At 69.7% G+C, this 12368-nt stretch carries 12 protein-coding genes; 3 read left to right on the top strand and 9 right to left on the bottom strand.

Annotated features, from left to right (window positions below; genetic code table 11):
• Positions 1 to 45: 45 nt before the first annotated feature.
• Positions 46 to 1821, bottom strand: coding sequence for a proteasome ATPase (gene arc / locus ACWDU4_RS25300; RefSeq protein ID WP_450116694.1), 1776 nt, complete (start codon positions 1819 to 1821; stop codon positions 46 to 48).
• Positions 1822 to 1989: 168 nt separating this feature from the next.
• Between arc and ACWDU4_RS25295 the strand changes: the two genes are divergently transcribed.
• A complete protein-coding gene (locus ACWDU4_RS25295; protein ID WP_450116693.1) occupies positions 1990 to 2487 on the top strand; it encodes a nuclear transport factor 2 family protein in 498 nt (165 codons plus the stop codon).
• A gap of 62 nt (positions 2488 to 2549) precedes the next feature.
• On the opposite strand, the gene ACWDU4_RS25290 is transcribed toward ACWDU4_RS25295, so the two are convergent.
• Positions 2550 to 3401: a tRNA (adenine-N1)-methyltransferase gene (locus ACWDU4_RS25290; RefSeq protein ID WP_450116692.1), complete on the bottom strand. Its 852-nt coding sequence runs from the start codon at positions 3399 to 3401 to the stop codon at positions 2550 to 2552.
• Positions 3402 to 3486: 85 nt separating this feature from the next.
• On the opposite strand from ACWDU4_RS25290, the gene ACWDU4_RS25285 reads away from it, so the two are divergent.
• Together ACWDU4_RS25285 and ACWDU4_RS25280 are read left to right on the top strand one after the other, a co-directional pair.
• A complete protein-coding gene (locus ACWDU4_RS25285) occupies positions 3487 to 4377 on the top strand; it encodes a RecB family exonuclease (RefSeq protein ID WP_450116691.1) in 891 nt (296 codons plus the stop codon).
• A 7-nt stretch (positions 4378 to 4384) separates the two neighbouring features.
• The gene (locus ACWDU4_RS25280) at positions 4385 to 5194 is read left to right on the top strand and encodes a thioesterase family protein (protein ID WP_450116698.1); all 810 of its coding nucleotides are present in this window, start codon (positions 4385 to 4387) and stop codon (positions 5192 to 5194) included.
• Positions 5195 to 5267: 73 nt separating this feature from the next.
• On the opposite strand, the gene hisG is transcribed toward ACWDU4_RS25280, so the two are convergent.
• From hisG to ACWDU4_RS25245, 7 genes are read right to left on the bottom strand one after another with little or no spacing between them, the layout of a single operon-like run.
• Entirely contained in the window at positions 5268 to 6119 is an 852-nt protein-coding gene (gene hisG, locus ACWDU4_RS25275; protein WP_450116690.1) for an ATP phosphoribosyltransferase, read from the bottom strand.
• A 52-nt stretch (positions 6120 to 6171) separates the two neighbouring features.
• The gene (locus ACWDU4_RS25270) at positions 6172 to 6435 is read right to left on the bottom strand and encodes a phosphoribosyl-ATP diphosphatase (protein ID WP_450116689.1); all 264 of its coding nucleotides are present in this window, start codon (positions 6433 to 6435) and stop codon (positions 6172 to 6174) included.
• Positions 6436 to 6480: 45 nt separating this feature from the next.
• A complete protein-coding gene (locus ACWDU4_RS25265; protein ID WP_450116688.1) occupies positions 6481 to 8127 on the bottom strand; it encodes a dipeptide ABC transporter ATP-binding protein in 1647 nt (548 codons plus the stop codon).
• Positions 8128 to 8140: 13 nt separating this feature from the next.
• The gene (locus ACWDU4_RS25260; protein ID WP_450116687.1) at positions 8141 to 8992 is read right to left on the bottom strand and encodes an ABC transporter permease; all 852 of its coding nucleotides are present in this window, start codon (positions 8990 to 8992) and stop codon (positions 8141 to 8143) included.
• Positions 8989 to 9936 carry an ABC transporter permease gene (locus ACWDU4_RS25255; RefSeq protein WP_450116686.1) on the bottom strand — a complete coding sequence of 316 codons (948 nt, stop codon included), beginning with the start codon at positions 9934 to 9936 and terminating at the stop codon, positions 8989 to 8991. Before ACWDU4_RS25255 ends, ACWDU4_RS25260 begins: the two co-directional genes overlap by 4 nt.
• A 3-nt stretch (positions 9937 to 9939) precedes the next feature.
• A complete protein-coding gene (locus tag ACWDU4_RS25250) occupies positions 9940 to 11439 on the bottom strand; it encodes an ABC transporter substrate-binding protein (RefSeq protein WP_450116685.1) in 1500 nt (499 codons plus the stop codon).
• Positions 11436 to 12368, bottom strand: coding sequence for a pseudouridine synthase (locus ACWDU4_RS25245; protein ID WP_450116684.1), 933 nt, complete (start codon positions 12366 to 12368; stop codon positions 11436 to 11438). The genes ACWDU4_RS25250 and ACWDU4_RS25245 overlap by 4 nt, the downstream gene beginning before the upstream one ends.

Raw genomic sequence — 12368 nt, 5'->3', positions numbered from 1 at the left:
GGGGTGCAACGGGATTCCCGTTGCACCCCACCGACGCACCCGTGACTAGAGGTACTGACCGGTGTTCGACTCGGTGTCGATCGCGCGGCTGGCGCTGGCGTTCTTGCCGGTGACCAGCGTGCGAATGTAGACGATCCGCTCACCCTTCTTGCCCGAGATCCGTGCCCAGTCATCGGGATTGGTGGTGTTGGGCAGGTCCTCGTTCTCGGAGAACTCGTCGACGATCGAGTCGAAGAGGTGCTGCACCCGCAGGCCCGGGGCACCGGTCTCGAGCACGGCCTTGATGGCGTACTTCTTCGACCGGTCCACGATGTTCTGGATCATCGCGCCCGAATTGAAGTCCTTGAAGTACAGGACCTCCTTGTCCCCGTTGGCGTAGGTGACCTCCAGGAAGCGGTTCTCGTCGCTCTCCGCGTACATCCGGTCCACGACGCGCTCGATCATCGCCTTGACGCAGAGCGCCCGGTCCCCGCGGAACTCGGCCAGGTCGTCGGCGTGCACCGGCAGCGACTCGGTCAGGTACTTCGAGAAGATGTCCTGCGCGGACTCCGCGTCCGGGCGTTCGATCTTGATCTTCACGTCGAGCCGGCCGGGACGAAGGATCGCGGGGTCGATCATGTCCTCGCGGTTCGACGCACCGATCACGATGACGTTCTCGAGCCCCTCCACACCGTCGATCTCGCTGAGCAGCTGCGGCACCACGGTGGTCTCGACGTCGGACGAGACGCCCGAGCCGCGGGTCCGGAAGATCGAGTCCATCTCGTCGAAGAACACGATCACCGGAGTGCCCTCGGACGCCTTCTCCCTGGCACGCTGGAAGATCATCCGGATGTGACGCTCGGTCTCACCGACGAACTTGTTGAGCAGCTCGGGGCCCTTGATGTTCAGGAAGTACGACTTGGCGTCCTTGGCATCCTGTCCCCTGGCCTCCGCGATCTTCTTCGCGAGCGAGTTGGCGACGGCCTTGGCGATCAGCGTCTTGCCACAACCCGGCGGGCCGTACAGCAGGACACCCTTCGGCGGCCGCAGCGCGTACTCGTGGAACAGATCCTTGTGCAGGAACGGCAGCTCGACCGCGTCCCGGATCTGCTCGATCTGACGGCCGAGACCACCGATGTCGCCGTAGTCGACGTCCGGGACCTCCTCGAGCACGAGGTCCTCGACCTCGGCCTTCGGGATCCGTTCGAACGCATAACCGGCCTTCGTGTCGACCAGCAGCGAATCGCCGGGCCGCAGCTTGCGGGTCGGCGAGTCGATGTCCTCGTCGTCGGGGTGCAGCGTGGTGTCCGACGCGGCCACCGCCAGCGGATGCGCGAGCCAGACGACCCGCTCCTCGTCGGCGTGCCCGACCACCAGTGCCCGTTCCCCGTCGTCGAGGACCTCGCGAAGGGCGCAGATCTCCCCGATCCGCTCGAACGATCCCGCCTCGACCACCGTCAACGCCTCGTTCAGCCGGACCGTCTGTCCCGGCTTGAGCTCTTCGGTGTCGATGTTCGGCGAACAGGTCAGCCGCATCTTGCGCCCGGAGGTGAACACGTCGACCGTCTGGTCGTCGTGAGCGAGGATCAGCACGCCGTACCCGCTCGGCGGCTGACCGAGCCGGTCGACCTCCTCGCGCAGCGCGATCAGCTGCTGACGCGCCTCCTTGAGCGTGTCCATGAGCTTCGAGTTGCGGATCGACAGGGAATCCACCCGTGACTCGAGTTCACGCACCTGCTCGGGTGACTGGGCAAGTTGTCGGCGAAGTGCAGCGGCCTCGAGCTTGAGGGCCTCGAGTTCCGCCCTGGCAGCCAGCGAGTCCGGATTCTCTGTTGCGCTCATGTGCGACTCCTCCCAGTTCGATCCCCCAACGCTACCGCCGTGCGGGCGAAAGTGTGTTGCGACACTTGAGACGTCGCACACTCTGAGAAATCGGGCCGAACTCGACCCCTCCCAACCCATGTTAGCCTCACCTACATTCACCGCCGTTTGCCGAGGAAAGGGTCACCCGTGATCACCCGCACGTCACTCATCGCCACCGGAGCAGTTCTCGTCGCACTCGGCCTCACCGCGTGTGGCTCCGACGACGCCGACGACACCGCGACTGCGACCACCTCGGCCGCCGCGGCCACCACCGGCGCGGCCGCCACCAGCGCCGCAGCCGCGGCCGCGACCCCGACGTCCGAGGAACTGCAGGCCACCCTCGCCACCTTCTTCGACCCGGCGGTGCCCGCGGCGGACAAGATCGCCCTCATCGAGGACGGCAACGAGCAGGCTGCGGTCGTCGAGCAGTTCAACGGCGTGCTGCAGGGCTACCCGCTCACCGCCGAGGTCACCAAGGTGGTCGCCGTCGACGGTGACACCGTCACCGCGACCGCCACGATCGCCGGCCCGCACGGCGGTGCCCCGACGGACGTCACCTTCGACTCGGTGAACGGCACCTGGGTGATCTCCGACGACGCCGCCTGCACCCTCTTCGGCATGGGACGCCTCGCCTGCGTCAAGTAGGCGCCCGCGGCGCCGGTGCGTGATCTCCACCCCGACCGGGGTGGAGATCACGCACGAGGGCGTCAGCCCTTGCTGGGGCGGCGCTGCGGCTTCGGGGTGACGGTTCCCTCCGCAAGCCGTCGGGCGCTCACCAGGAAGGCCGTGTGGCCCTGCATCCGGTGCTCGGGGCGCACCGCCAGCCCGACGACGTGCCAGCCGCGCACGATCGACTCCCAGGACCGCGGCTCGGTCCAGCACTCCTGCTCCCGCATCGCCTCGACGACCTTCGACAGCTGCGTGACGGTCGCGACGTAGACGATCAGCACACCGCCGGGGACGAGCGCCTTGGACACCGCGGGCAGGACGTCCCACGGCGCCAGCATGTCGAGCACGACACGATCGACCTGACCGTGGACGTCGGAGTCGTAGTCGGCGAGGTCGCCGATCGTCAGATCCCAGTTCTCGGGGCGGCCACCGAAGAAGGTCTCCACGTTCCGCACTGCATGCTCGGCGTGGTCCTCGCGCACCTCCCAGGACTGCACCTTGCCCTCCGGGCCGACCGCGCGCAGCAGCGAGCAGGTCAGTGCGCCGGAGCCGGCTCCGGCCTCGAGCACCCGCGCACCGGGAAACACGTCACCCTCGTGCACGATCTGCGCGGCGTCCTTCGGGTAGATCACCTGCGCGCCGCGCGGCATCGACAGCACGTAGTCGATCAGCAGCGGCCGCAACGCCAGATACGGCGTGCCGTTGGTGGAGGTGACGACGCTGCCCTCCGGGGTGCCGATCAGGTCGTCGTGCAGGATGCCGCCACGATGGGTGTGGAACTCCTTGCCCGGCTCGAGCACCACCGTGTACTTACGTGCCTTCGCGTCGGTGAGCTGGACGCGGTCACCGACCCGGAACGGTCCCGTCGGTCGACCCTGCAGCGCTGACATCTCGCAAACTCCTCTGTTGTTGTGTCCGGCGACCCTGGCGCCGGCCCCGACGGCGGTGTCGGGCCCGGGGCATACCCTGCCAGGCGTGAGCAGCCCCGCGACGACGCACCCCACAGAACCGGCCGCACCCCGGCCGGACGGACAGACCGCACCGCGGCAGGGGTCCCGGCCCGCGCTGTCACCCTCCCGGGCCGGCGACTTCCGGCAGTGCCCGTTGCTGTACCGCTTCCGCGCCATCGACCGGCTCCCGGAGACCCAGACGACCGCCCAGGTCAAGGGGACGCTCGTGCACGCCGTGCTGGAGGCGCTCTACGCACTACCCGCACCCCGGCGGGACCGGTCGGCCGCCGTCTCCCTCGTCGCGCCGGCCTGGGACCGGCTGCTGGCGCAGACCCCGACCGCCGCCGACGTGGTGCCGGACGCCGACCTGTCCGGGTTCCTCGACGACGCCCGCCGGATCGTCGAGAACTACTACCTGCTCGAGGATCCGACGGCCTTCGACCCGGAGTCGTGCGAGCTGCGGATCGAGACGGACCTCGACGACGGCGTCCCGCTGCGCGGGTTCGTCGACCGGATCGACGTCGCACCGACCGGTGAGGTGCGCATCGTCGACTACAAGACCGGCCGGGCGCCGCGGGAGGGTTTCGAGCAGCAGGCCCTGTTCCAGATGAAGTTCTACGCGCTGATGCTGCTGCAGACCCGTGGCGTCGTCGCCGCCCAGCTGCGCCTGCTGTACCTCACCGGCGGCGAGATCCTCACGTACACACCCGATCACGACGAGTTGCGCCGATTCGAACGGACGTTGAGTGCGATGTGGCGGGCCATCCTCGACGCCGCCGCCACCGGGGAGTTCGAACCCAGCCCGGGGCGCATGTGCAGATTCTGCGATCATAAGCTGCACTGCCCCGTCTTCGGGGGCACGCCGCCACCCTATCCCGGCTGGCCGCTCGACAACGAGGAGTTCGCCGGTGACTGACGCCGCCCTGCACGATTCGGCCTATTTTGTTGCACTGGAACCACTTCCGGACGGCACCGAGCGCTTCCAGCCCACCGGGCACACCCTGAGCACCTGGTCCCACGACATGCAGCACGGCTCTCCCCCGTCGGCGCTGCTCGCGCGGGCGGTGCGACGCTGCGACGCCCGGCCGGACACCCGGCTGACACGGGTCGTGATCGAGATCCTCGGCCCGATCCCTTTGACGGAGATCCGGGTGCGGTCGTGGATCGAACGTCCCGGTCGCCGAATCGAACTCGTGGTCGCCGAACTGTCCGCGGCCGGCCCGGACGGCACCTGGCGGGCCGTCGCGCGAGGAACCGGCTGGCGGCTGCAGACGGCCGACACCACCACCATCGCACATGCCGCCGACCCGACGATTCCACCACGCGCCGCGGATGCGCCACCCCTTCCGGAGGGCCACTTCTGGCGCACCGGCTTCATCGACTCGGTGGAGTGGAACTGGCTGACCCCGATCGGTGCGCCCGGTGTCGGGCTCGCCTGGGGCAAGCCGCATCCCGATCTGGTGGACGGGGAACCGCTCGACCCCGTCGACCGGTTGTTCCTCATCGCGGACACCGCGAACGGAGTCGGCACGAAGATCAACCCAACCGAGTGGACGTTCCTGAACACGGACGTGACCGTGCACCTGTTCCGCGTGCCGGACGGGGACTGGATCGGGGTGTCCGCGGAAACCTCGTACGGCCCGGACGGCGTCGCGATGTCGTCCGGCGTCCTGCACGACGATTCGGGTCCGGTGGCCAGGGTGACACAGACCGTGCAGGTGCGGGCACGCTGACGCACTCCCCGGGACGACGACCGCGGCCCACCACGAATCATCGTGGTGGGCCGCGGTGCACGAGCGGCTCGGGTCAGAACGCCCGGCAGGTCCGGATGTCGGTCGCGAGAATCGCCTTGGCGCCGATCTCAGCGAGACGGTCCATCACGTCGTTGCTGCCCTTACGCGGCACCATCGACCGGATCGCCACCCATTCCTCGTCGGCGAGGGGCGCGACCGTCGGCGACTCGAGACCCGGGGTGATCGCGACCGCCTCGGCGAGCCTCGCCCGCGGGCAGTCGTAGTCGAGCATCACGTACTGCTGCGCACGCACGACGCCCTGCACGCGGGCGATCAGCTGGTTGCGGGCCTTGTCGTCCTGGTCGGAGCCCTCACGCTCGATCAGCACGCCCTCGGAGTCGCACAGCGACTCGCCGAACGCGACGAGGTTGTGCTGGCGCAGGGTGCGACCGGAGCCGACGACGTCCGCGATCGCGTCCGCGACACCGAGCTGGATGGAGATCTCCACGGCCCCGTCGAGCCGGATGACGGTGGCGTCGACGCCGCGGCGCGCGAGGTCGGCGCGCACCAGGTTCGGGTACGAGGTCGCGATCCGCAGCCCGGCCAGGTCCTCGGGCGTCCAGGTCTTACCTGCGGGAGCCGCGTACCGGAAGCTGGAGCGACCGAATCCGAGCGAAAGCCGTTCGGCGACAGCAGCACCCGAGTCCAGGGCCAGGTCACGGCCGGTGATGCCGAGGTCCAGTTCACCGGACCCGACGTAGATCGCGATGTCCTTCGGCCGCAGGAAGAAGAACTCCACCTGGTTGGTCGGGTCCAGGACGGTCAGGTCGCGGGAGTCGGTGCGGCGGCGGTAGCCGGCCTCGGTGAGGATCTCGGCGGCGGATTCGGACAGGGAGCCCTTGTTGGGCACTGCAACGCGCAGCATGGTGTTCCTTCCTTCGAAGGCGAGGGGTGTCAGGGAGTCGAGGTGGGGCGACTCACAGATGTCGGTAGACGTCCTCGAGCTTCAGTCCGCGGCCGATCATCAAGACCTGCACCCAGTACAGCAGCTGCGAGATCTCTTCCGAGAGCTCCTCGTCGCTCTGGTACTCGGCGGCGATCCACACCTCGCCGGCCTCCTCGATCACCTTCTTGCCCTGGGCATGGACGCCGGCGTCCAGCGCGGCCACGGTGCCGGAACCCTCGGGACGGGTGACGGCGCGGTCGGACAGCTCGGCGAACAGCGAATCGAAGGTCTTCACGGGTCGCAATTGTTTCACAGCGCCGGACCGGCACTGCTGGCGCACTCAGCCTTCCGGTCGGGTGAGCGTCGGAGCGCTCGCGATCAACGTCCGGGTGTACGGATCGAGTGGGCGTTCGTAGACGTCCTCGGTGGGCCCGCACTCGACGATCCGGCCGCGATGCATGACCGCGACGACGTCGCACACGTGGCGGATCACCGCGAGGTCGTGGGAGACGAGCAGCAGTGTCAGATCGTGCTCGGCAACCAGCCCGGCAAGCAGGTCGAGGACCTGCGCGCGAACCGAGACGTCGAGTGCACTGACCGGTTCGTCGGCGATCAGGATCCGGGGCCGGGTGATCAGGGCACGGGCGATGGAGATCCGCTGCCGCTGTCCGCCCGAGAACTGGTGCGGATACCGCCGAGCGGCCTCCGGGTCCAGCCCGACGTCGGTGAGCATGGCCTCCACCAGGGCATCGGCACCGGTCCGGTCGGTGAGCGGTTCGGCGACGATGTCGGCGACCCGCATCCGCGGGTCGAGGGAGCCCATCGGGTCCTGGAAGACGATCGAGACGTCCCGGCGCAGGAAGCTCAGGTCACGTTCCCTCGCGCCGACGATCTCCCGCCCCGCGACCCGGACGGAGCCGGCGGTCGGGGTGTCCAGCGCGCACAGCAACCGGATCAGCGTGGACTTGCCACTGCCGGACTCGCCGACGATCCCGAAACGCTGACCGGCCGCGACGTCGAACGACGCGTCGGCCAGAGCGTGCACGGGTTCCGGCCTGCGCCACAGCGACTCGCGGCTGCCGCGGTAGGTGCGGGACAGTCCGCGCACCGAGATCAGCGGGTCGGTTTGCTCGTTGAAGACCGGTGCCGCCCCGGATGCGTGGCCGGTGTCGGCGGACTCCCCGTGGCCGAGCCGGGACGCCTCGAGCAGGGACCGGGTGTACGGATGCGCCGGATCGCCGAACACGTCGTCGATCGGGCCGGACTCGACGATCTCGCCGTCGCGCATCACGAGCACCCGTTCGCACAGTTGCGACACGACCGCGAGGTCGTGGGTGATCAGCAGCAGGGCGGTGTCGTGCTCGCGGACGGTGGTGTCGATCAGGTCGAGGATCTGGGCCTGGACGGTGACGTCGAGCGCGGTGGACGGCTCGTCGCAGATCAGCAGCCGCGGCCGGTTCGCCATGGCGATCGCGATCAGCACGCGTTGCCGCTGACCGCCCGACAGCTCGTGCGGATACGACCGGGCGATCCGCGCGGGATCCGGCAGGTTCACCGCGGCCAGCAGGTCGAGCACCACGTCGCGGCGCGCTCGGCGGCTCAGGTCGCCGCGGCCGTGCCGCGAACTTCCACGGTGCAGCGCCAGCACCTCCCCGACCTGGTTGCCGACCCGCATCAACGGGTTCAGCGCGCTCATGGGCTCCTGGAAGACCATCGAGACGTCGTCGCCGCGCAGTCGCGTCCACTCCCGCTCGGACAGGTCGAGCAGGTTGCCGGGGGTACCGTCGAGACGCACCGCCCCGGACGCGGTCAGCTGGTCCGGCAGCAGGCCCATCAGGTTCAGGGCGGTCAGCGACTTCCCGGAGCCCGACTCGCCGATCAGCCCGAGCCGCTCCCCCGCATCCAGCCGGAAGCCGACTTCGGACAGCAGGGTCCGCTCGCCGGCCCGGACGCCGAGCCCGGTCACCTCCAGCAGCGGCGCGGTCATCGCGCCACCCCCGTCATCGCGCCACCTTGGGGTCGAGACGGTCGCGAAGGCCGTCGCCGAGCAGGTTGAAGCCGAGCACGGTCACCGCGATGGCCAGACCCGGCCACAGCATCACCATCGGCTCCAGGTACAGGTACGGCTGCGTCTCCTGCAGCATCCGGCCCCACGACGGTGTCGGTGGCGGGGTGCCGAACCCCAGGTACGACAGCGCCGCCTCGGCGAGCACGGCGAGCGCGAACGTCACCGACGCCTGCACGATCAGCTCGCTCGAGATGTTCGGCAGCACGTGCCGGGCCGCGATCGAACCCCGGCTGCGGCCGCTGGCCCGCGCCGCGAGGACGTAGTCCTGCGCCATCACCTGGCGGGTGCCTGCGCGCGCGACCCGCGCGAATCCCGGCGCGGCCCCGATGCCGAGCGCGACCATCGCGGTCACCGTCGAACCGCCCCAGATCGCGGCGAAGATGATCGCGAGGAGCAGCGCGGGGAAGGCGAGCAGCACGTCGTTGCCGCGCATCAGGATCTCGTCGGCGGGGCCTGCCCTCATTCCGGCGCTCACCCCGAGGGGAATCCCGATGACGGCGGCCACCGCGACCGCGACCAGGCCGACCAGCAGCGTCGTGCGCGCACCGACCAGCAGGATGCTGACGATGTCGCGGCCGAAGTCGTCGGTGCCGAGCCAGTGCGAGCCGTTCGGCGGCAGCAGCCGGGCGGACGGGTCGACGACGGTCGGATCGAAGGGCGTCCACACCAGCGAGATCGCGGCCGCGACCACCACCGACGCGACCAGCACCCCGCCCACGACGAGGGTGCCGGGTATCCGCGACGCCTCTCGCCGTTTCCCGCTGCGCGCCGCGGGCCGCGTCATGTGCCACTCCTCAAGCGGGGGTCGATGACCGTGTAGAGGAGGTCCACCACCAGGTTCAGCAGCAGCACCATCAGCACCAGCACCATCACGATCGACTGCACCGCACCCATGTCCCGCTGGCTCACCTTGTCCAGCAGCAGGCTGCCCAGCCCGGGGACCACGAACACCCGCTCGATCACGACGGCTCCGATCAGCAGCGCGCTCAACTGCACCCCCGCCACCGTGATCACCGGGACCGCGGCGTTGCGCAGACCGTGCCGCAACAGTGCCCGCGTGCGGGTCAGACCCTTCGCGCGCGCGGTGCGCAGGTAGTCCTCCCCCAGTTCGTCGAGGACGGCGGAGCGCACGTAACGGGTCAGCACGGAACCCTGGACGAGTCCCAGCGCCAACGCGGGCAGCGCCAGGTAGGACAGGAACCCGCCGATGCCCTCGATCGGGGCCTGCCAGCCGCTGGACGGCAGCCACCCGAGTTCGACGGCGAAGACCGTCGACAGGAGCACTCCGGCGAGGAACGCGGGGATCGCGATCCCCACCTGACTGATTCCGCCGATCAGCGTCCCGTCCGCCTTCCCCGCACGCACGGCCGCGGCGACCCCGAGGGGCAACGCGATCAGCAACGCGACGACCATGCCCGCACCGACCAGCCACAGCGTCACCTGCAGCCGGTCCAGAATCTCCGGGCCGACCGGCTGCCGGGTCAGGTACGAGTTCCCCATGTCGCCGCGCAGCATCGCCCACACCCAGGTCACGTACCGTTCGGGCAGCGGTGCGTCGAGTCCCATCGCCACCCGCTCCCTGGCGACGTCCTCCTCGGATGCCTGCACCCCCAACGCGATCCGCGCCGGGTCGCCGGGGAGCACGGCCAGCATCGCGAAGACGAGCACCGACGCGACGGCGGCGGTCAGCGCGAAGATGCCCAGCCTGCGGGCGATGGTCACCAGCATCGCCTACCCCCGCCGCACCCGGGACAGGTCCATCGCCAGGCTGGTGGCGTTGTGCGGCAGGCCGGTCAGGTCCGAATCCGCCACCACGAGAAGCGGGAACAGGAACAGCCAGTCGGCGGCGGCGTCGTCGGTGATCGTGCGGGCGACCTGCCGCATCATCGCCACGTGGTCGGCGGTGTCGGCGGCGTCGGCCTCCGCGAGCAGCGCGGTCACCGCGGGATTGTCGTAGCCCCAGTAGAACTTCGGATTGCCGAAGGTGACGATGTCGTGCGGTTCGGAGTGCTGGATCACCGACATCTGATAGTCGTGCCGGGTGAACACCTGGTCCAGCCAGACCGCGGGGAACTCGACCGGGTTGATCTGCACCCGGAAGCCGACCTGCTGCAACTGGGAGGCGACGACCTGCGCGGACGCGGTCGCGTACGGCAGGTTGGGGACGTCGAAGCGCACCGCCGGGTTCGGCGTCCCCGCCTCGGCGAGCAGTGCACGGGCCCGGTTCGGGTCGAACGGGTACACCCCGGTCAGGTCCTCGAACCAGGGATCGGTCGGCGGCACCATCGACCCGATCAGTTCGCCGTAGCCGGCGTATGCGGTGTCGCGCACCGCCTTCCGGTCCACGGCGTACATCACCGCACGCCGCACCCGGATGTCGTCGAACGGGGCGACGGAGCCGTTCATCGACAGCACCACTTCGCCGTTGGTGGTGCCCTGTGTGACGGTGAATCGCGGATCTGCGGTGAATTGACCGAGCAGCTGCGGCGCACCGAGCCCGAAGATCACGTCGACGCCGCCGCTGCGCAGCGCGTTGGCCTGTGCGGTCGCATCCGCGAAGTACCGCAGCCGGACCTGCTTCATCGCGGGCTCCGGACCCCAGTACCGGCGGTTGACGCTCAGCTGCAGCTCCGAACCGGGATTCCAGCGGGACACGGTGTACGGGCCGGTTCCGATGGCGGTGCTCGCCAGCTGGGCGACTCCGGTCGGGCTGAACATCGCCCCGATCGGTCCCGTCATCGCGAACAGCCACTCGTTGCTGGGCCGGCCGAGCACGACCCGCGCCAGGTCCGGGCGTGGGGTCTCGACCCGGTCCACGACCGCCATCGCGCCCGGGGTGTTCGCAGTCCAGTCGCTCTTGACCCGGTCGATGCTGAACTTCACGTCGTCGGAGGTGAACGGGGCACCGTTGCTGAACGAGACGTCCGGGTGCAGGGCGAACTCGTAGACGGTGCGATCGGGGCTGACGGTCCACGAGTCCGCGAGCAGTGGCACGATCGCACCGGAGTCGTCGAGCCGCACGAGTCCCTCGTACACGTTGTCCAGCAACGCCTGCGGGATCGCCGCGCCCGCGGTCCGGGTGAAGTCGAGATTGTCGGGCTTAGCGGTCAGTGCCACGGTGAGGGTGTCGGGTCCCCCGGTCCCGGACAGCCCGGCCCCGGCCGCGCATCCGGCCACCGCCAGCGCGGTGACGGCGGCCAGCGCGACGGCCCGGCCGAGACGAGAGATCATGGCAGCGATCCTGCCACGGCGCTGCCGACGGACAGCGTTCTCCTACTGCTGAACACGCGTGTTTCGCCGGTGACCGGGTCGTCGTACCGCACGCTCCGGGCCAGCAGGCGCAACGGATCGGTGAAGTCGCCGGGCTCCCGGTCCCGCAGTGCCGGGTAGAAGTCGTCGCCGAGGATCGGCAGGCCAAGTGACCACATGTGCAGCCGCAGCTGGTGGGTACGTCCGGTGGTGGGCAGCAGCCGATAGCGGGCGTGGTCGCCGAGCACCTCGATCTCGTCGATCTCCGTGTGCGCGTTCGGTTCTCCGGGAACTTCCCGTGCCGTCGGCTCCCCGTGTCGCTTGTCGATGCGGCTGCGCACCGTGGTCGGGAACTCGCGGCCCGGTGCGTGCGCGGCCAGGGCCTCGTACTCCTTGACCACCCTGCGCTGCTCGAACAGCTGCTGATAGGGCCGGCGCAGCGCCGGGTCGGTCGTGCAGACGAGCACGCCCGCAGTCATCCGGTCGAGTCGATGAGCGGGCACCAGATCCGGCAGGTCCAACTCGCGGCGCATCCGCACCACCACGGACTCGCGGATGTGTCGTCCGCGCGGGATCGTGGCCAGGAAGTGCGGTTTGTCGACGACGAGCAGACCCTCACCGTGATGGAGCACGTCCACTTCGAACGGCACCGGCTCCTCGGCGGGCGGCTCCCGATAGAAGTGGACGAACTGCCCGGACCGGCACGCATCGTCGGGTCCGAGCGGCCGCCCCGACCGGTCGACGACCTCGCCGGCGGCGAATCGGGCGTCCCAGTCGTCCGCCGGCGCGACGGCGGACAGGTAGGCACCCAGCGTCGGCGCCGGGTGGTCGTCGGACACCCGGATCCGGTCGGGGCCGAGGCCGTCCCGCAACGGCAGGGGTGGACGGGTCACGGCCCGCCGGCGCGCCAT

It is taken from the genome of Rhodococcus sp. NPDC003348, assembly GCF_053589375.1.
The sequence above is the reverse complement of the archived record's forward strand: the minus strand, read 5'-3'. Positions and strand labels throughout refer to the sequence as shown.

Bases quoted from the DNA above. Each gene is read 5' to 3' on its own strand.
- ACWDU4_RS25260 (WP_450116687.1), bottom strand. From the start codon at position 8,992: ATGACGCGGCCCGCGGCGCGCAGCGGGAAACGGCGAGAGGCGTCGCGG.
- ACWDU4_RS25265 (WP_450116688.1), bottom strand. From the start codon at position 8,127: ATGACCGCGCCGCTGCTGGAGGTGACCGGGCTCGGCGTCCGGGCCGGC.
- arc (WP_450116694.1), bottom strand. From the start codon at position 1,821: ATGAGCGCAACAGAGAATCCGGACTCGCTGGCTGCCAGGGCGGAACTC.
- hisG (WP_450116690.1), bottom strand. From the start codon at position 6,119: ATGCTGCGCGTTGCAGTGCCCAACAAGGGCTCCCTGTCCGAATCCGCC.
- ACWDU4_RS25290 (WP_450116692.1), bottom strand. From the start codon at position 3,401: ATGTCAGCGCTGCAGGGTCGACCGACGGGACCGTTCCGGGTCGGTGAC.
- ACWDU4_RS25245 (WP_450116684.1), bottom strand. From the start codon at position 12,368: ATGGCGCGCCGGCGGGCCGTGACCCGTCCACCCCTGCCGTTGCGGGAC.
- ACWDU4_RS25255 (WP_450116686.1), bottom strand. From the start codon at position 9,936: ATGCTGGTGACCATCGCCCGCAGGCTGGGCATCTTCGCGCTGACCGCC.
- ACWDU4_RS25250 (WP_450116685.1), bottom strand. From the start codon at position 11,439: ATGATCTCTCGTCTCGGCCGGGCCGTCGCGCTGGCCGCCGTCACCGCG.